The organism is Corynebacterium sp. MSK204 (genome assembly GCF_030229885.1).
Lineage (GTDB): Bacteria > Actinomycetota > Actinomycetes > Mycobacteriales > Mycobacteriaceae > Corynebacterium.
Genome location: NZ_JASPGQ010000009.1, coordinates 16,109 through 34,355, shown reverse-complemented (window position 1 = coordinate 34,355; position 18,247 = coordinate 16,109). Strand labels below are relative to the sequence as shown.

General features: G+C 61.6%; 17 protein-coding genes and 1 tRNA gene. 12 read left to right on the top strand and 6 right to left on the bottom strand.

The window, feature by feature from the left end; all coding sequences use genetic code 11:
• The first annotated feature begins 8 nt into the window (after positions 1–8).
• From QP908_RS07050 to QP908_RS07040, 3 genes are read left to right on the top strand one after another with little or no spacing between them, the layout of a single operon-like run.
• Positions 9–212: a DUF4244 domain-containing protein gene (locus QP908_RS07050; RefSeq protein WP_284771971.1), complete on the top strand. Its 204-nt coding sequence runs from the start codon at positions 9–11 to the stop codon at positions 210–212.
• A gap of 33 nt (positions 213–245) precedes the next feature.
• Positions 246–560, top strand: coding sequence for a hypothetical protein (locus QP908_RS07045; protein ID WP_284771970.1), 315 nt, complete (start codon positions 246–248; stop codon positions 558–560).
• On the top strand, positions 553–876 hold the full coding sequence (locus QP908_RS07040; protein ID WP_284771969.1) for an Rv3654c family TadE-like protein: 324 nt from the start codon (positions 553–555) through the stop codon (positions 874–876). Before QP908_RS07045 ends, QP908_RS07040 begins: the two co-directional genes overlap by 8 nt.
• Here the strand turns inward: QP908_RS07040 and QP908_RS07035 are convergent.
• Positions 873–3,245: a DEAD/DEAH box helicase gene (locus QP908_RS07035; protein WP_284771968.1), complete on the bottom strand. Its 2,373-nt coding sequence runs from the start codon at positions 3,243–3,245 to the stop codon at positions 873–875. The genes QP908_RS07040 and QP908_RS07035 overlap by 4 nt on opposite strands.
• Before the next feature lie 180 nt (positions 3,246–3,425).
• Here QP908_RS07035 and QP908_RS07030 point away from each other — a divergent pair, with 180 nt between their 5' ends.
• A complete protein-coding gene (locus QP908_RS07030; protein WP_005276524.1) occupies positions 3,426–3,629 on the top strand; it encodes a cold-shock protein in 204 nt (67 codons plus the stop codon).
• A gap of 14 nt (positions 3,630–3,643) precedes the next feature.
• Here the strand turns inward: QP908_RS07030 and QP908_RS07025 are convergent, their stop codons facing one another.
• On the bottom strand, positions 3,644–4,282 hold the full coding sequence (locus QP908_RS07025) for a DedA family protein (protein ID WP_239268918.1): 639 nt from the start codon (positions 4,280–4,282) through the stop codon (positions 3,644–3,646).
• Positions 4,283–4,528: 246 nt separating this feature from the next.
• On the opposite strand from QP908_RS07025, the gene topA reads away from it, so the two are divergent.
• Entirely contained in the window at positions 4,529–7,534 is a 3,006-nt protein-coding gene (topA, locus tag QP908_RS07020; RefSeq protein ID WP_284771967.1) for a type I DNA topoisomerase, read from the top strand.
• A 26-nt stretch (positions 7,535–7,560) separates the two neighbouring features.
• Positions 7,561–8,334, top strand: a complete 774-nt coding sequence (locus QP908_RS07015; RefSeq protein WP_284771966.1) for a hypothetical protein — start codon at positions 7,561–7,563, stop codon at positions 8,332–8,334.
• On the opposite strand, the gene QP908_RS07010 is transcribed toward QP908_RS07015, so the two are convergent.
• Positions 8,331–9,539 (bottom strand): DUF418 domain-containing protein, encoded by a 1,209-nt coding sequence (locus tag QP908_RS07010; protein WP_284771965.1) that lies wholly within the window; start codon positions 9,537–9,539, stop codon positions 8,331–8,333. The two genes, QP908_RS07015 and QP908_RS07010, sit on opposite strands and share 4 nt — an antisense overlap.
• On the bottom strand, positions 9,539–11,071 hold the full coding sequence (locus tag QP908_RS07005) for an adenylate/guanylate cyclase domain-containing protein (protein ID WP_034659466.1): 1,533 nt from the start codon (positions 11,069–11,071) through the stop codon (positions 9,539–9,541). Before QP908_RS07005 ends, QP908_RS07010 begins: the two co-directional genes overlap by 1 nt.
• A 37-nt stretch (positions 11,072–11,108) precedes the next feature.
• On the opposite strand from QP908_RS07005, the gene QP908_RS07000 reads away from it, so the two are divergent.
• The 3 genes from QP908_RS07000 (at position 11,109) to QP908_RS06990 (ending at position 13,072) form a co-directional block, all read left to right on the top strand.
• Positions 11,109–12,308, top strand: a complete 1,200-nt coding sequence (locus QP908_RS07000; RefSeq protein ID WP_284771964.1) for a DNA polymerase III subunit delta' — start codon at positions 11,109–11,111, stop codon at positions 12,306–12,308.
• A gap of 123 nt (positions 12,309–12,431) precedes the next feature.
• Positions 12,432–12,507: transfer RNA gene (locus tag QP908_RS06995), tRNA-Thr, on the top strand.
• A 247-nt stretch (positions 12,508–12,754) separates the two neighbouring features.
• Entirely contained in the window at positions 12,755–13,072 is a 318-nt protein-coding gene (locus QP908_RS06990; RefSeq protein WP_284771963.1) for a hypothetical protein, read from the top strand.
• Here QP908_RS06990 and QP908_RS06985 read toward each other — a convergent pair.
• Positions 13,056–14,678 (bottom strand): AMP-binding protein, encoded by a 1,623-nt coding sequence (locus tag QP908_RS06985; RefSeq protein WP_284771962.1) that lies wholly within the window; start codon positions 14,676–14,678, stop codon positions 13,056–13,058. The two genes, QP908_RS06990 and QP908_RS06985, sit on opposite strands and share 17 nt — an antisense overlap.
• A gap of 152 nt (positions 14,679–14,830) precedes the next feature.
• Here QP908_RS06985 and QP908_RS06980 point away from each other — a divergent pair, with 152 nt between their 5' ends.
• Genes QP908_RS06980 through QP908_RS06970 form a run of 3 tightly spaced genes read left to right on the top strand, consistent with a single transcriptional unit; the run spans position 14,831 to position 17,401 of the window.
• Positions 14,831–15,649, top strand: a complete 819-nt coding sequence (locus QP908_RS06980; RefSeq protein ID WP_239268902.1) for a GDSL-type esterase/lipase family protein — start codon at positions 14,831–14,833, stop codon at positions 15,647–15,649.
• 52 nt (positions 15,650–15,701) lie between these two features.
• The gene (locus QP908_RS06975; RefSeq protein ID WP_284771961.1) at positions 15,702–16,787 is read left to right on the top strand and encodes an S-(hydroxymethyl)mycothiol dehydrogenase; all 1,086 of its coding nucleotides are present in this window, start codon (positions 15,702–15,704) and stop codon (positions 16,785–16,787) included.
• Positions 16,787–17,401, top strand: coding sequence for an MBL fold metallo-hydrolase (locus QP908_RS06970; RefSeq protein WP_239268898.1), 615 nt, complete (start codon positions 16,787–16,789; stop codon positions 17,399–17,401). The genes QP908_RS06975 and QP908_RS06970 overlap by 1 nt, the downstream gene beginning before the upstream one ends.
• Here QP908_RS06970 and rfbA read toward each other — a convergent pair.
• Positions 17,398–18,246: a glucose-1-phosphate thymidylyltransferase RfbA gene (rfbA, locus tag QP908_RS06965; protein ID WP_239268896.1), complete on the bottom strand. Its 849-nt coding sequence runs from the start codon at positions 18,244–18,246 to the stop codon at positions 17,398–17,400. The genes QP908_RS06970 and rfbA overlap by 4 nt on opposite strands.
• Position 18,247 lies beyond the last annotated feature (1 nt).

Below are 18,247 nucleotides of genomic sequence, written 5' to 3'. Positions count from 1 at the left end.
TCTCCATTATGTCTGCACTAATTATTAAGTACTCCCAGCTCACCCGCGCCCTCGTCCGCAACGATGAAGGAATGAGCACCATTGAATACGCCATGGGATCGCTCGCGGCCGCGGCACTTGCCGGCGTGCTGTACATGGTCATCAACGGCGGCGGCGTGGTCGATGCCATCGAGGGAATTATCACCGATGCGCTATCGAATACCCCGAGCTAACCGCGCGCACTAGAACACACGAAAGGAGGAATCATGCACACGGTAGTCGATGACGATGGTTCCGTGACCATCGAAGCCGCCCTGGCATTAAGCTCCCTCGTTCTCGTGGCGGCGGGCATCATCGGCGCGATCGCGACGATGGCGTCCTATATCGCGGCGGTGGATATGGCGGGCGCGGCGGCGAGGTCGCACGCCATCGGCGTCGAGTACCAACCGGCCCGCGAGGATGCCCGGGGGAGCGTGCGGGAAAGCGCGGGGCTTATCAGGGCATCGGTAAGCGTCGATGCTCCCATCGGCACCATGAGCGCGGAGGCGGTCTTTCCCGCGGAGGTGGCTGGCAATGACTAGCAAACTGCGCGGTGAGGAAGGATACGCCACCATCGCCGCCACCGGAATCATCGTCGCCATCATCAGCTTGTTGCTGGTCATCGCGGCGGTGGGGTCTCGCGTGACCGCGCGCCACGAAGCGCAGGTAGCCGCGGACCTTGCCGCCGTGGCCGGCGCGTGGGCCTTGGCCACCGGCAAGGATGCGTGCGCGGCCGCAGAAAGCACCGCGCGGGATAATGGCGCGAGCCTCGAGGAATGCACCGACAATGCACCCGATATCATCGCCGTTGCCGCGGTGCGCGGCCAGAGCGCCACGGCCAAGGCGGGCCCGGTCTAAACCGCGGCCTCCTGCGTCATGGTGACGAGCGCGCCGAGCAGCTTGATGGCACCGTCCTTGCTCAGCGGATTATTGCCGTTGCCGCACTTGGGCGATTGCACGCACGATGGGCACCCGGCCTCGCAGGGGCAGGAGCGCACCGCCTCAAAGGTGGCCGCGATCCACTCGGGGAAGCGGCGGAAGCCTTCTTCGGCAAACCCGGCGCCGCCGGGGTGGCCGTCGTAGACAAAGACGGTGGGAAGCTGCGTATCCGCGTGCAGGGCGGTGGAAACGCCGCCGATGTCCCAGCGGTCGCAGGTGGCGATAAGCGGCAACAGTCCAATGGCGGCGTGTTCTGCCGCATGCAGGGTGCCGGGTATATCGGCGGCGGTAATACCCATCGCAGAAAGCGCCAGTGGGTCGATGGTATAGGCCACGGCGCGGGTGGTCAGCCGCTGTTCGGGGAGATCGAGGGGGATATCGTCGCCGATGGTGCCATCGGCAAGCCGCACCTGGTAGCCGGTGACGCGGTCGGTGACCTCGACCTCCACGTCCGCTACCCACAGGCCCGGGGAGTAATTGACCAGGTTATCGGCCTCGCGCACGATGCGAATATCCGTCGTGGAACGCGGGGTGGTCGAATACTCGGGAGTCTCCGGGCGGGCAAGCGCCACATAATCGGCTAAGAGGAGCTCCTCGATGACAAAACTTTCGCCCTGGTGCAGGTAGACCGCGCCGGGGTGGACCTGGCTGGTCGCGCGTGCTGCATCGATGGTGCCCAAGAGCCGGCCATCTGAGGCATCCACGATCATGACCTCCTCGCCCGCCCCACCGCGCAGCGATACCGCTGAGTGGGCGGTTTCTGGCGAAAGCTCTTCCGCGCTGGAGGCGGGAATCGGCACGGCAAACCACCCGCGCTCGCGGCGGCGTACGAGGCCCTGCTCTGCAAGCTGGTGGATGACCTCGCTGGCACCCCACTCAGTAATGGTGGCATCATCCAGCGGTTTTTCCACCGCCGCGCAGTAGATATGGCCAAAGAGGATATAGGGATTCGTGGGGTTGAACACGCTCGCTTCCACCGGCTTGCCCAAGAGCGCATCGGGGTGGTGCACCAGGAAAGTATCCATGGGTTCATCGCGGGCGACAAGCACCACGAGCGAGCCTTGCCCGCGCCGGCCCGCGCGCCCGGCCTGCTGCCAAAAACTGGCCACCGTGCCCGGAAACCCTGCGGTGACCACGGCATCGAGCCCGCCGACGTCGATGCCCAGCTCGAGGGCAGAGGTGGTGGCGACGCCTAGTAGGGAGGCATCGTCAAGCGCCTGCTCCAACCGGCGGCGGTCCTCGGCCAGGTAGCCGGCGCGGTAGGCGGCGATGCGCTGCGCGAAATCAGGTCGGCCCAAACTGCCGGAGAGGGTCTCGGCGGTTACCATCGCCACGACCTCGGCGGAGCGGCGGGAGCGCACAAAGGTCATGGTCCGGGCGCCTTCCGCGATGAAGGTCGCCATCATCTCGGCGGCCTCGGTGGTGGCCGCGCGCCGCACGGGGGCGCCGTGCTCGCCCTCCGCGCCCTCCAGAAACCCAGGTTCCCAGAGCGCGACCGTGCGCGCGCCGGTGGGGGCGGAATCCTCAGTAATAGCGTGCGCCGGGCGGCCGGTCAGGCGCTCGGCATGCCGGGCCGGGTCATTCATCGTTGCGGAGGCATAAATGATGGTCGGCCGCGATCCATAGTGCCGGCACAGGCGGAGCAAGCGGCGCAGAACCAGAGCCACATTGGCGCCGAATACGCCCCGGTAGGAGTGGCATTCATCGATGACGACGAACTCCAGGTGGCGCAGCACCCGCGCCCACCGCGCGTGCGCGGCCAGCATGGACATGTGCACCATATCGGGATTGGAAAACACCAGGCGCGAATAATCGCGCACGCCCGCCCGCGACTCCTGAGGCGTATCGCCGTCATAGGGAGCGGGCACCACGTTTTTAAGCTCCGGAATCCCGCGGCACAGCTCGAGCGCGGACTGCAGCTGGTCCGATCCCAGGGCCTTGGTGGGGGTGAGGTAGAGAGCGCACGCGGTCTGATCCTCTGCCAGCCGGGTGAGGATGGGAAGCTGGTAGCCCAAGGATTTGCCGGAGGAGGTGCCGGTAGAAATCACGGCGTCGCGGCCCTGCCACGCGCATTCGGCGAGCTCGGCCTGGTGGGCATAGAGCTTGCCGATGCCCCCATTTACCACCTTCTCCTTCAGCCCCGGCAGCACCCACTCTGGCCAGTCGGCGTAGCGCGCCCGTTTTGCCGGGAGCGTGGTGTGAAACGTCAGGGTGGACTCAGAAAGGCGCCGCTGGATGAGTTCTAGGAGCTCTTCACCAATGGGGTTATCACCAGCCGGGTGAGACAATTTTTACCCCCTTGTGAGTTAAATCTATCGCTTTGGCGTGGAACGTGTCACACTGTTGACAGGCCAATGTTGTCTTGGTGCGGTTTTATACTTCACGGTACTGCTCGAGGACCCATTTACCGAATAACTACCGGCGCGGCATTCCGCGCTACCTCTTTAAGAAAAGGAACTTAGTTCACCATGACACAAGGAACCGTTAAGTGGTTTAACTCCGAAAAGGGATACGGCTTCATTGAGCGCGAGGACGGCGGCGGAGACATCTTCGTGCACTACTCCGAAATTCAGGGCAGCGGTTTCCGCACCTTGGAAGAAAACCAGAAGGTCAGCTTCGAGGTTGGATCCGGCCCGAAGGGCGACCAGGCGCAGGCCGTTTCCATTCTCTAAAATTCTCTAGGGTTTTAAGCGCCGTAGGGCGTTTCGGCGTAGCCGCGGCGGGTGTCCCACCACTCTATGATGCTGTTTTGGGCCTTTTGCAGCCCCAAGCCGATGAATACGGCGGCGATAATGCTGATAACCATCGCAAACAGTGGGGTATCGGAGAACGCCATGCCGCCCACATAGCCAATGGCCAAGGCCTGGAATATCCAGAGCATTACGCCAATGGTGTCGAAGAAGAGGAAGACCGGCCAGGGAAAGCGCATTGACCCCAGCAAAATGGTCATAAAGAGCCTGGCTGAGGGGATGAAGCGGGCAATGATAATGGCCGCTCCACCGCCGCGGCGCACATTGCGTTTTACCCAGGTGAGGGCCTCGTAGGCCTTCGTTCCTTTTTGAATGCGGTTAAGCAGCGGCATAAACCGCGTTCCCAGCAAAAAGCACAGGTTATCACCCAGCATGGCGGCTACGAGCGCCACAAAGAACATGGTGGGCAGGTGCGGAAATCCCTGCGAACCGGCCCAAGCGCCGACCATATTCAGCGGGATTTCAGAGGGAAGCACTGGAAAGAAACAGTCCCCGAAAATGAGCAGGCCCACGATGGGATAAACCCACTCCGTGCCCATGATGGCTTCAATCCACATCGTTACTGTGTCAACCATCTAATCCTCCACGGGGTGTGTTGTGGGTGTGCTATCGTCCCCAACAATGCTTTCACAGCTGCTGGACTTTCTAAAAAGGTCAGTATAGACCGGTTCGGTGGGGGTGCGAAGCGCCCCCTACTAAGCCTTTTGGTAGTACCAAGTATATGGTGCGAAGAACGGTATAAACCACCTGTGTACGCTAGGGGCGATTGCTGAAAGCGCACAAATTTTAATGTTCGCATCATCGAAAGGGATGAAGTCGAAGTGGCAGAAGCGGCCGAGCCGGGCAAAACTTTAGTGATTGTGGAGTCGGCAACTAAGGCGAAAAAGATCCAGCCGTACCTGGGAGATAACTACATCGTGGAGGCCTCCGTGGGGCATATCCGCGATCTCCCGCGGGGCGCTGCCGACGTGCCGGCGAAGTTCAAGAAAGAATCTTGGGCCCGCTTGGGTGTTAACCCGGAAGATGACTTCGCCCCGCTCTACGTCGTTAGCCCGGATAAAAAGAAAAAGGTCGCCGACCTCAAATCCAAGCTGAAGCAGTGCGATAACCTCTTGCTGGCAACAGACCCGGACCGTGAGGGCGAGGCCATTGCTTGGCACCTATTGGAGGTTTTAAAGCCCAAGGTGCCGGTGCGCCGCATGGTCTTTAATGAGATCACCAAGTCCGCCATCTTGGAGGCGGCGGAAAACACCCGCGACTTGGACTATGACCTTATCGATGCCCAAGAAACCCGCCGCATCCTCGACCGCCTCTACGGCTACGAAGTCTCGCCGGTGCTGTGGAAGAAGGTCATGCCGCGCCTTTCGGCTGGGCGCGTGCAGTCGGTGGCCACGCGGGTCATCGTCGAGCGCGAGCGCGAGCGCATGGCGTTTATCTCCGCCGATTACTGGGATTTGCTCGCCACCTTGGACGCGGGCACCGGCAGCGGCGAGGGCCCGTCGGCCTTTGACGCGCGCCTGACCGCGGTTAATGGCAAGCGCGTGGCTGTGGGCCGCGACTTCGACGATCGCGGAAACGTGAAGACAAAGGACGTCATCGTCATCACCCAGGCGCAGGCGGAGGCCTTGGAAAAGGCCCTGCAGGGCGCGGGCATGACCGTGGCCGGGGTAGAGCACAAGCCTTATACCCGCAAGCCTTATGCGCCGTTTATGACCTCGACGCTGCAGCAGGAGGCGGGCCGGCGCCTGCACTTTACCTCGGAGCGCACGATGCGCATTGCGCAGCGCCTCTACGAAAACGGCCACATTACGTATATGCGTACGGACTCCTCTTCGCTGTCCAAGCAGGGCTTGAACGCCGCGCGTAGCTCCGCTACCAGCATTTATGGCGAAGAATACGTCTCGGATTCCCCGCGCGTCTATGACCGTCGCGTCAAAAACTCGCAGGAGGCGCACGAGGCGATCCGCCCTGCCGGTGAGTCCTTTGCCACCCCGGGCCAGCTGTCTAGCCAGCTGGATGCGGAGGAATTTAAGCTCTATGACCTGATTTGGAAGCGCACAGTGGCCTCGCAGATGGCCGATGCCAAGGGCACCTCCATGAAGGTGGCCGTGGCTGGCACCGCGACGACGGATAATGGCGCCTATGACGTCGAGTTCTCCGCAACCGGCCGCACCATTACCTTCCCGGGTTTCTTGAAGGCTTACGGCGCCGACGAGGATACGAGCAAAAAGAGCGAAAACCGCCTGCCACACTTGGAGGAGGGCCGCGATCTGAAGGCCGAAGAGGTATCGGCAGAGGGCCACTCCACCAACCCGCCGGCGCGCTATACAGAAGCCAGCCTGGTGAAAAAGATGGAAGACTTGGGCATCGGCCGTCCTTCGACGTATGCCTCGATCATCAAGACCATCCAGGACCGCGGTTACGTGGTCTCGCGCGGCAACGCCCTGGTTCCTTCCTGGGTAGCCTTCGCTGTGGTGGGCCTTTTGGAGGAAAACTTCACCGAGCTGGTGGACTATGACTTCACCTCCTCCATGGAAGATGAGCTGGACTCCATTGCCACCGGCACGGAGGATGGCACGGACTGGCTGAACGGCTTTTATTTTGGCAACGCTGAGGCCAACGAGCACAAGGCGGCATCCATCGCGCGGCATGGCGGGCTGAAATCGCTTATCGATGTCAACCTCGAGGCCATCGATGCCCGCAAGGTCAACTCGTTGAAGCTCTATACCGATTCGGAGGGCCGCGAGGTCTTTGTGCGCGTCGGCCGCTACGGGCCCTATATCGAGCGCGCGATCGGCACCAACGAGGACGGCAGCGTGGAATACCAGCGCGCCAACCTCTCGGAGACCGTGACCCCGGACGGGTTGAACGAGCAGCTGGCGGAAAAGCTCTTCGCCACCTCGCAGGGCGGGCGCCAGCTGGGCGAAAACCCTGAAAACGGCCGCATGGTGGTGGCGAAGGAAGGCCGCTTTGGCCCCTATGTCACCGAGGTCGTGCGCGATGATGAGCGGGAGAAGGCTGAGGCGGAGGCCTTGGAGATCGTCGCGAAGGAACGCGCCGAAGAGGATAAGCAGCGCGCCGAGGAAGGCAAGCGCGCCAAGAATTGGGAGACCAAGACCGCAGCGAAGCAGAAGGAAAAGCGCATCAATGACTACATTGATGAGAAACTGAAGCCGGGCACGGCCTCGCTCTTTAGCTCGATGGAGCCGCTGACCGTCACGCTGGAACAGGCCCTTGAGCTGCTGTCTTTGCCGCGCGAGGTGGGCGTGGACGACGGGGAGATGATCACCGCCCAAAACGGCCGCTACGGCCCGTACCTGAAGAAGGGCACGGATTCGCGCTCCCTGGCTAAGGAAGAGCAGATCTTTAGCATCACCTTGGAAGAGGCCCGCCGCATTTATGCGGAGCCGAAGCGCCGTGGCCGCGCGGCCGCACAGCCGCCGCTGAAGCAGCTGGGCGATAATGACGTCTCGGGCAAGCCTATGACCGTTAAGGATGGCCGCTTCGGCCCGTACGTCACGGACGGCACCACCAATGCGTCCCTGCGCCGCGGCGATGATCCGGAGCAGCTTACCGATGCCCGCGCCAACGAGCTCCTCTCCGAGCGCCGTGCCAAAGAGGCCTCTGGGGAGACGAAGAAGAAATCAACGAAAAAGTCTTCTAAGAAGAGCACAAAGAAGTCGACGAAGAAGGCGACCAAGAAGTCCAGCAAGAAGGCCAGCAAGAAGGCCACTAAGAAGGCCACTAAGAAGGCAGCCAAGAAATCCAGCACGAAGCCCTCACCCGGCACGAAGAACGTGGTGAAGGCCGGCTCGCGGAAGAAATAAGTGCAGTAATAAGTAAGGTGGCGGGCATGAATGATTTTCTTGCCCGCACCGAGGAAGGCACGGCGGCCTTGACCCGCGCGGTGTCCGAAACTTTTGCTGATGTCACCGACCCAGCCCGGCGCACGCCGCGGGGCTGGCGGCGTTTTGCGTACCTGGCGCTAGGCGAGTCCACGGTGTGGTCCCGCCTTTTTGGCTGGAAGAAGGCCCACGCCGTCACGAGCGCGCCGCTTTTGCCGCTACTGGCAGCGGAGGCGCAGGATCCCACCCTGAGCCCCGCCCTGTTGGTCGGCGCGGTGGGGCAGGCGGAAAAGTCGCGCCGCTTGCACCGCCCCTCCCTCCTCGGGGTAGCTGGCGTTAGCGCTAGCCACGCGGCGTATTCGTGGGTGCTTTATCGGCGCGGCGCGCGCAACGATGCCCGCGGGTGGGGCCTGCGCGCCATCGCTTGGGTAGCGGCGATCGTCGCTGCGCGCAAGCAGCCCACCCGGACCGCGGTAGCGGTCGGCGGCGCGGCGGTGCTCACGACCTCGGCGCTGGCGAGCGATCCGTGCCTGCGCACCGATGCGACGAAGGGCTTGAGCCACGGCGCGAACCTCTTGGTTGCGGCGGAAGGCCTGACGGCGCTGCGGGCGCGGCTGTCTTTTGCTGAGTCTCAGCAGAAGACGCGGATACTGAAGAAAAACAAGAAACAGGCCAAGCCCACGAAGGCGGCCCGGGCGGTGGGCGCAGCGGAGGCCGGCGCCTTTGCCCTGGGGCACTTCCTACTAGTCGACGCCCTGACTAGGTGTCGACGCCCTGACTAGGTAAGGCCCTGACGAGGTAAGCTCCGCTCCGGCTGCATGCTCGGCCCATAAGATAGCCGGCGGTGCACCACCTCGAAGGGCCCGCGCAGGCCCAGCGCTTCGAGCACGCAGGCACCAATCACGGTCACCAGCCACACGCCGCAGGCGAGGGCGGCTTGGCCGAAGGCCCCTAAGTCGTGGCCGTAGTCCAGCGTGAAGGGGTGCACGATAAGGAAAAACAGTATCGACTGGCCCACATAACCGCTCATAGAGCGCTTCCCCAGCGCGACGAAGGGCCACAAGAGCACGGGCACGGAGGCGCCGGCGGCAAGGCGTTCTTGTACGGGCTGCAGGATAAGCGCGAGCCCGGCAAGGATTCCGGGGCCGGTCAGCACGCCGAGGGTGGAATTGGCGCTACTGGCGGCGTTCGCCCAGCGCTCATCAATGACCCCGAGGGTGCCCAAAGACCAGAACGTGCCAATGACGAGCGTTACGGCCGCGGCGATGGCCACCCAGCGCAGGAGCTGGGGGCGGTGAGAGGGGACATCAGCAAGCACGCCCTCGCGCGCCCACACAAAGCCCACCAGCATGACCGGCAGGTACATCAGCACGATGAGCGGGGCGGAGATGATCTGTGCGCCCAGGGTGAGAAGCTGGCTTAGCAGCAGGTCACCATAGGAATTCACGGTGCCGATGGCATCGACGGGGATATCGAGCCCGCCGTCCACCGCGGAGAAAATAAACGCGGCGATGCCGAGCACCGTCAGCACCCCAAGCGCGATATAAGAAATCTTGCGCAGCGTAGAATTGTACAGCGTGAGCAGCAAGGCAATGACTATGCCCGCAATGCCGTAGACAAACATGATGTCGCCCCAAAACAGCAGCACCATGTGCACCGCGCCCAACAGCGCGAGGAAGCCATAGCGCTTGGCGATGACCCTCCTTGCCTCCCCCAGCGGAAATCCCCGCCGCCACAGGCTCATTGCGATGAGCCCCACGCCGAAGCCCAGCAGGGTAGAAAACATGGGCAGGCCGCGGTTGTGCACGAAGAAAGCGCCGAATATGACGGCGATTTTATCCAGCACGCTGTCATTGAGGATGCCGCCGAAATACGCGCCCGGGCGATCCTCGGTGATGATCCACGCGGTGGTCATATTCGCTATCGCGATGCCTAAAAGCGCCATTCCGCGCGCCGCGTCGGGCACGATGAGGCGGGTGCTGGCCATTAGATTTCGCACCTTTCTGCCAGGCTGGCGCGAATGGGACGGGCCAACTGCGTCATGCGGCGGCGCCCGCGCAGCTCGATGGATTTCATGACGGTCCAGCGGGCCTGCTCGGCCTCGTTGGCGGTCTTTAATGTAGCGGCGTTGGTCAAGACCTGGCCGGGGGTGTCCTTGGCCATCTCGGTTAGGCGGGCGGCCTCGTTGACGGCATCGCCGATGACGGTGTACTCGAAGCGATCCGCGCCGCCGATGTGGCCGGCCACCACGTGGCCAGAGGCGACGCCGATGCCGGCCTGCAGCTCGAGCCCGCGCAATTCGCCGCGCAGCTCGCGGGCGGCTTGCAGGGCCATCGAGGTTGAGTCGTACACGTTGAGCGGCGCGCCAAAGACGGCGAGGGCGGCATCGCCCTGGAACTTATTGATGATGCCCTTATTGCGGTGCACCACCGTCACGACGTGCTCGAAGAATTTATTGAGCTCCGTGACCACTTCTTCGGGCGAGTGGTTGACGGCAAAGGTGGTGGAACCGATGACATCGATAAACAGCACCGCGACCTTCCGGTCCTCGCCGCCCAATTCGGGGCGCTCATCAAGGGCGCGCTGGGCCACTTCAGTGCCCACGTAGCGGCCGAAGATATCGCGGACGCGTTGGCGCTCGCGCAGCCCGCGCATCATCTCATTAAATCCTGCCTGCAGGACGCCGAGCTCGGATCCATCGTAGATATCGACCTCGGCATCGGCCTCGCCGCGGCGCACGCGGTTAATCGCATCCTGCAATTCTACGATGGGATCGACCACGCTCATGATGGCGAAGCTGGTGCCGATAAACCCGGTAGCCAGGGCGGTGAGGGCCAGTGCCACGATGGCCGGGATGATTTCGCTGGCATCGCCGGAGAAGAGCCCGGTGTGCTGCCCCAGCAGCACCAACACGATGCCGAGCAGTGGCACACCGGAGGTCATCAGCCAGGTGGAAAACAGGCGATACTTGATGGGCGGTTCGACGGTGGAATCTTCGAAGCGGCGGGCGACGGCTTGCGCGGCGACGGGCCGCACGAGGCGCTCTGCCTGCAGGTAGGTCAAGATGATGACCACCAGGCCCGCCAGGGTGGTGGAGACACCCACAACGAGCCCGAGCCGCCCGGATTGCCCGCTGGAGATAGCCACCGTCAAGATGATGCCGATGAGCCAGACCGCGGCCGCGACCAGGGATTGGTACACGGGGATGCGCAGCACGAGGGTGCGCACCATATTTGGATCGTGCGCATCGGGATTGCGCTGCCAGTCCAGCACGGGGCGGAAGAGTAGCAGGGTGGCAGCGATGCCGATGATGACGGCAAAGATGAGGTAGACAGCCGCTACGCCCTTGAGGTTGGGCAGCTCGGCGGCAAAGTCCTCGATTTCCGGCATGGGTAGGAAATAGAGGATGAAGGTCATGATCGCGATGGCGCCGATGATATTGGCGCCCAAGACCAAGGCAGCGTATACCGGCCATTGGGTTCCCATAAGCCAACGAGCGCCACGCAATAGTCTGTTCATAACTACTTACTGTAGTAAGACCAGTAGGCTAGAGCGAGTGAATACGGGAAGCGTTGCGCAACGATTGGCAGATACCCCAGGTGTGGCCCGCACTATCTTGGGTGCCGCGCGGGCGGCGCGGGGGATGCCGGGGGCAGATCCGCGGGCGATGAGCCATTCCTGGCTCTTTACTGGACCTCCCGGCTCCGGGCGTTCCTTGGCCGCAATCGATTTCGCGGCCGCGCTCATGTGCACCGATCCAGAGGAGCCGGGCTGCGGAAAATGCGAGGCCTGCCGCGCCGTGCTGGAGACTAAGCAGCACACGGATTTGGTCTTGGTGGACCCGCAGGAGGTCATTATCCCGGTGGATACGGTGCGCGAGGTCATTGGGCGCGCCGCGAGCCTGCCCACGGTCGCCCCGTGGCGCGTCGTGATCTTCAATAACGCGGATCGCCTCAACAATAACGGCGCCAATGCGCTGCTTAAAACGGTGGAGGAGCCGCCGGAGCGCACCGTGATCATCATGTGCGCGCCTTCCGATGCCCCCGAGGACTTCTCCCAAACCCTCCGCTCGCGCTGCCGGCACCTGTACATCCCCTCGCCGTCGGTGGACAATATCGTCGCGCAGTTGGTGAGCGAAGGCGCCTCGGATCACGATGCCCGCCTCGCCGCCGTCACCTCCCTGCGCCACGTGGGCAGGGCGCGCCACTTAGTGGCGGATCCGACGGTGCAAAAGCGCCGCGCGGTGGCCATCAACCTGGCCGAGGACATCTTCCACGAGTCCCAGGGCTTTCAGGCGGTGACCTCGCTTCTCAAGCTGGTGGATGCGGAGGCGAAGGAATCGCACAAGGAGGAAGAAGAAGCGGAGCTGGCCAAGCTGGAAAATACCTTTGGCGTGGGCGCGAAGGGCAAGGGCGCGGCGAAGGCGCAGCGCGATGCCCGCTCCGCCATCAAGGACCTACAAGAACAGCACAAGAAGCGGGCGAAGAGACGGGTCATCGATAACCTCGATTTGGTGCTCGTCGATCTCTCCGGAATCTACCGCGACGCGCTGATGACAAAGGTGGGCGCGCAGGTGGAGATGACCCACCCGGATTTCGCGGGGCTATCTGGCGAGCTGGCGCAGCGGGTGAGCGAGGAGGGCCTCTTGGAATGCCAGTCCGCCATTTCTTATTGCCGCGAGCAGCTAACCCAGAACGTGGGCACGCAGATTGCCTTCGACGGCTTGGTGGGCAGGCTGCGCAGGGCCTGCCTCTAGCGCTGGGGCTGTCTAGTACCGGGCCGGTGTTAAACGCCGGCCCCGCCAAAAACCGGCCCGGAGCCCCGATTTCTTTTCCGCGCCACCCCTGCGATAGAATCGCCAGTGCTGCTTAAGCAGCGCGCCGCCTTAGCTCAGTCGGTAGAGCATTTCACTCGTAATGAAAAGGTCGCGAGTTCGATTCTCGCAGGCGGCTCCATTTTTATATGTGCGGGTTTCTTCCTTAATATAAACTCTCCTTCAATAGAAGCAGGCCATATGGCCTCGGTGAGAGAAGGAACGATACACTGCTTATTGCTACCGTCGCAGCAGAAATCCTCTTTTGGGCGTGCCTTATTCTGGGCGGTGTTCTCCGATACATCGTTAAGGCCCCAAGAATTGGACTGGCATTCTTTATCGCTACGCCAATTATTGACATAGTCTTGTTAATTTTCTCATTTTTCACCATGCATAACGAAGGCGAAGCGGGATTCATGCACGGTTTCGCAGCTTTTTATATCGCATTTTCGCTGGTCTTTGGCGGCAACATCATACGCGCAGTTGATCGGAAACTCAGCGGGAAGTCGAAAACCGAGTCTGGGAATCAGTCCGATAATAATGTAAGAAAATGCGTATATGCCAGTGCGGTAACGGCTGCGATCCTTATGGTTAGCATCGCGGTGGTAGGGCTAAACGGCAGCTTCTGGTTGATTTATTGGCTTATTGCCGTGCTCTTTACCCCACCGATGTGGTGGGGCATGGAAAAACTTAATCGCCGTGCTTAAGCAGGCGCGGAACCACCTTGCCGGTGGCATTGCGCGGCAGCTTAGATAGGAAATGTACGTCGCGGGGTACGGAGTGCTCGGCGAGCTTTTCGTGCACCCAGGCACGGATGGCATCGGCAGTCAGATCGCGGCCGGCGGCATCGGCAGTAGGCACCGCCCATACGGCGATGCGGCTGAAGGTCTCGCTATCCTCCACGCCACCCGCGTGCACCTCATCGATGCCGGGCATGGCCTCGAGCACCTCGGTCACGGACTGGGGGTGGACATTCTCGCCACCCACGATGATCATGTCATCGGCCCGGCCCACGACGTGGAGGAAGCCCTGCTTGTCGATGTACCCCAGATCGCCGATCGACAACAGCCCATCGATCCGATTGAGCTTGAGCTTAGGGTTGGTATAGCCGGTCATGGCGGTGGAATTGGTGAGGTAGATTTCGCCCACCTCGCCGCGGGGAACGGGGTAGCCCTCCTCATCGAGGATGCGTAGCTTGGTGCCATTGGCTACCTTGCCCACCGCATCAGGGTTTTCTGCGACCTGTTCCATCGTGGCCGTTGAGGCAAGAGCAAGCTCCGTGGAACCATAAACGTTGCACAGGATGGGGCCGAAGCGCGCGTTGGTGTCCTTGACCACCTGCGGGGTAAGGGCATTGCCGGCGGAGGCGATGAAGTTCAGGCTAGAGGTATCGAAAGCGCCCTCGGGATCGTGATCCACCAAGCGCTTGAAAAAGATGGGGGAGGAGAGCATGCCGTCGAGGCGGTAGCGTTGGACATCATCAAGCACCTGCTCCGGTTCAAAAACGCGGCGGGTGACGATGGTATTGCGCAGCCCCAAGGCAATATTGATGCAAGCCCAGCCCCAAGTGTGGAAGATGGATGCCGTCATCTGCACGCGCTGATCGGCGCGCCACGGGATATTGCCCACGATGGAGGCGAGGACAACCGGCAAGGTCGGCTCGGGGCGGACGATGCCCTTGGGGATGCCGGTCGTGCCGGAGGACATCAGCACGATGGGGCCGTGCTTGGGAAAGGCGGGCAGCTCGATATCCAGGGGGTTCTTCACGATCTTATCGAGCGTGGGTAGATCGCTTGCCCCCGTATCGTGGGCGATGATGACCGGGATATCGAGGTTGGGATTGACGCGGTCGATGAATTCATCATCGATGACGAGGACGTTAATGCCATTTTCTTCGATGCAGCCGGCGAGCTGCTCTGGGGAAGAACCGACATTGAGCAGGTAGATCCCGGCACCGGCGTAGCCCTTGGCGCCCAAGGGAATGATGATGCCTCGGCCGTTGCGGGCCATGACGCCGAGCCGGATTTCCGGCAGTTCCAGGGACTCTAGGTAGCGGGCGAAATTCTGCGCGTGGGATCGCAACTGGCGGTAGGTGAGGGTGCCGTCGTCATCGATAAGCGCGAGGCGATCGGGGCAGGTTAAATAGGCCTGCTCGATTTCGCGCGCCGTGGTGAAGCGGTAGCGCGCGAGGTTGGGCAGGAGCTTGATCTGCCCGCTCAGCCCGCCTTGCCGGGTAATCAGCCCCGATTTGAAGAGGGCAGGGAAGAACTGGCTGAGCGCGGACGCGTGGAAGGAAACATCAGACAATTTCATGAAAGAGATAACTCCGAAAAGGCGAAGATAACAAAAATATAACTACGATCGATATCGTTAGAAGGAAAGATGATGTTGCTTCTAACTCGAAAAATGTTACTGGAGTGACTAATCTACACTTAAGTTACAAGGTTTGAAGAAAAGGTCCCTCAATGAAATCCCTAAAACTCAAGGCATTTTCGGTCGTCGCTTCCGCGATCGCGGTGGTGGGCGTGGCGGTAGCGGCGCCGCAGGCTAGCGCGGCGGAGCGCAATCTCGTTTCCTTCGGTGACTCGGTCATGGCGGATCCGAACGGCGGAGAATACTTGAAGGACCGCTTCAATCCAACGCGGGTCATCGGGGAAAACTGCCCCACCTCCTTCAACTATGCGAAGCGGGCTGGCGCCAAGATGGGCCTGCCGGTGCGCGATTTCTCCTGCTCTGGTGCGGTGTCGATGTCCAATGGCCCGCAGATCTGGCAGCAGGTTGATGCCGCCATCGGATCTGGCGCGCTGACCCCAGATACGGCGCGCGTGTTGATTACTACCGGCTTCAACGACACCTATAACCACCGCGATCTGAACATGGATCAGATCCGCCGGGAATTTACGGATCGCACCGCCCCGCAGGTTGAGCGGATTAAGCACGCCGCGCCGAATGCCCGCATCCAGATCGTGGGCTACCCCACCATCGGATCGGGTCCGCACTACTGCCTCGTTCACGTTGGCCCGACGCCGCTGGATTCGACCTTCCTGCCCATGGTTCAAGACTACGAGAATAAGGCGCAGTGGATGCAGGTTGATCTGGCGGCACGCACGGGCGTGCAGTTCCTGGATATGAAGCCATCGACCCGTAATAACGGCATGTGTGCCAATGCGAATGACCGCATGTGGGCAGGTCTGGTGGACTTTACGGCGGGTGCGGGTAACCTGCCCATCCATATGAACCAGCGTGGCCACGAGCATGCGGCCAATGTGATTGCGGCTTCCTAGCAACCATTTTCATTACCGCGGACATATTGAAAATGTAGGTATGGTTGTGGACATGACTGTAAAAGCTGTTATTGCCCGCTCTAAGGGTGCGGAAGTTGAGACCGTAAATATCGTCGTTCCCGATCCCGGCCCCAATGACGTCATCGTGCGGGTGCAGGCTTGCGGTGTATGCCACACCGACTTGGCCTACCGCGATGGTGACATCGAGGATGCCTTCCCCTTCCTGCTGGGCCACGAGGCGGCAGGCGTGGTGGAGACCGTAGGTTCTGCGGTCACCCACGTGGAGGAGGGCGATTTCGTCGTCCTCAACTGGCGCGCAGTGTGTGGCGAGTGCCGCGCTTGCAAGAAGGGCGAGCCCAAGTACTGCTTCAATACTCACAACGCTTCCAAGGCCATGACCTTGGAAGATGGCACCGAGCTCACCCCTGCGTTGGGCATCGGTTCCTTTGCGGAGAAGACCCTGGTCCACGAGGGCCAGTGCACCAAGGTTGATGAGATGGACCCTGCTGCTGCGGGCCTGCTGGGCTGCGGCATCATGGCCGGCCTGGGCGCTTCCGTCAATACCGGCGATATCCAGCTGGGAGAGTCCGTAGCCATCTTCGGCTGCGGCGGCGTTGGCGTGGCAGCGATTGCCGGTGCGAAGCTGGCGGGCGCGGCGAAGATCATCGCCGTAGACATCGACGAGTCCAAGCTGGAGACCGCGCGCGAGTTCGGCGCCACCGACACCATTTGCTCGAAGGGCATGTCGGAGCAGGAGGTCATCGATGCGGTGCGCGATCTCACCGGCGGCTTCGGCACGGATGTTTCCATCGACGCGGTGGGCATCCAGCCGACGTGGCGCCAGGCCTTCTACTCCCGCGATCATGCCGGCCGCATGGTGATGGTGGGCGTGCCTAACCTGACCGATCACGTGGACATCCCGGCCATCGATCTCTACGGCCGCGGCGGTTCCATCAAGCCGGCTTGGTACGGCGACTGCTTGCCGGAGCGCGACTTCCCCGCATACGTTGCCCTGCACAAGGCCGGCAACTTCCCGCTGGATAAGTTCGTTTCTGAGCGCATCGCGCTTGACGATGTCGAGTCTTCCTTCCAAACTATGAAGGACGGCAAGGTACTACGTTCGGTGGTGGAATTTTAATGCAGATTGAAAGCACAGTAACTTCTGGCAAGTTCCGCTTGGATGGCGGCGAATGGGACGTGGACAATAACGTCTACGTGCTTGGCGATGCCTCCAGCGTCTACATCGTCGACCCTTCCCACGACCTCGATGCCGTGGCAGAGCTGGTGGGCGATCGCAAGGTTGAGGGCATCATCTTGACCCACGGCCACAACGATCACTGCGAGCTCGCGCCGGAGGCGGCGAAGCGCTTCGACACGGATGTCTACATGCATCCGGACGATGACATGCTCTGGCGAGAGGCGAATGGCGATGCCCACTACATCGACCTAGCCGATAACGGCCAGTTCGACATCAACGGTGAGAAGATCACTGTCTACCACACACCGGGCCACTCGCCGGGCTGCGTTGTCCTCTACGTCGATGGCACCCTGCTGTCTGGCGATACCCTGTTCAACGGCGGCCCTGGCGCGACGGGGCGCAAGTACTCGGACTTCGATGTCATCATCGAATCCCTGCGCAACGTCGTATTCAACCTGCCGGATGACACGAAGGTCTTGCCGGGACACGGCGATGCCACGACGGTGGGCGCGGAAGCGGCGCGTATCGACGAGTACATCGAGCGCGGCTACTAATAATCGCGCAAGTACTCCCCGTAGCCGGATTTGAGGAGGGGCTGGGCTAGCGCTTCCAGCTCCGCCTGCGAGATGAATCCGGCTTCATAGGCTGCCACTTCGGGGGAACCGATGACGATGCCCGTCCTTTTTTGCATCACCTCTACGTAGGCGGCGGCCTCGCTCATGGAATCGACGGTGCCGGTATCCAACCACACGCTGCCGCGGTGGAGGCGCTGCACGCTCAGCGCGCCGCGGCGCAGGTAGGCCTCGTTAATGGAGGTGATCTCGAGCTCCCCGCGATCGCTAGGCGTGATGGACTTAGCGATATCGATAACCGAATTATCGTAGAAATACAGCCCGACGACGGCGTGATTAGACCGCGGTTCCTCCGGCTTTTCTTCGATGCTCAGTGCTTGACCAGCTCGGTCGAATTCCACGACTCCGTAGCGCTGCGGATCCGATACCTCATAGGCGAAGATGATGCCGCCCTCTGGATTGCGGCACTGGCTTAGCTCCCCGCCGAAGCCGTGGAAGATATTATCGCCGAGGACCAGCGCAACGCCGTCATCACCAATGAAATCCTCCCCAATCAAAAAGGCCTGCGCCAACCCTTCTGGGCGGGGCTGGACGGCGTAATCGATCATCAACCCGAGTTGGGATCCATCCCCGAAGAGCCTCTGAAAGGCCCCAGCGTCCTCTGGGGTGGTGATGATGAGGATCTCCCGAATGCCCGCTTGGATGAGCGTGGTCAACGGGTAGTAGATCATCGGCTTGTCATAAATGGGCATGAGCTGCTTAGAGATGCCCTTAGTGATGGGATAAAGCCGCGTTCCGGATCCACCGGCAAGGATTATTCCTTTCATC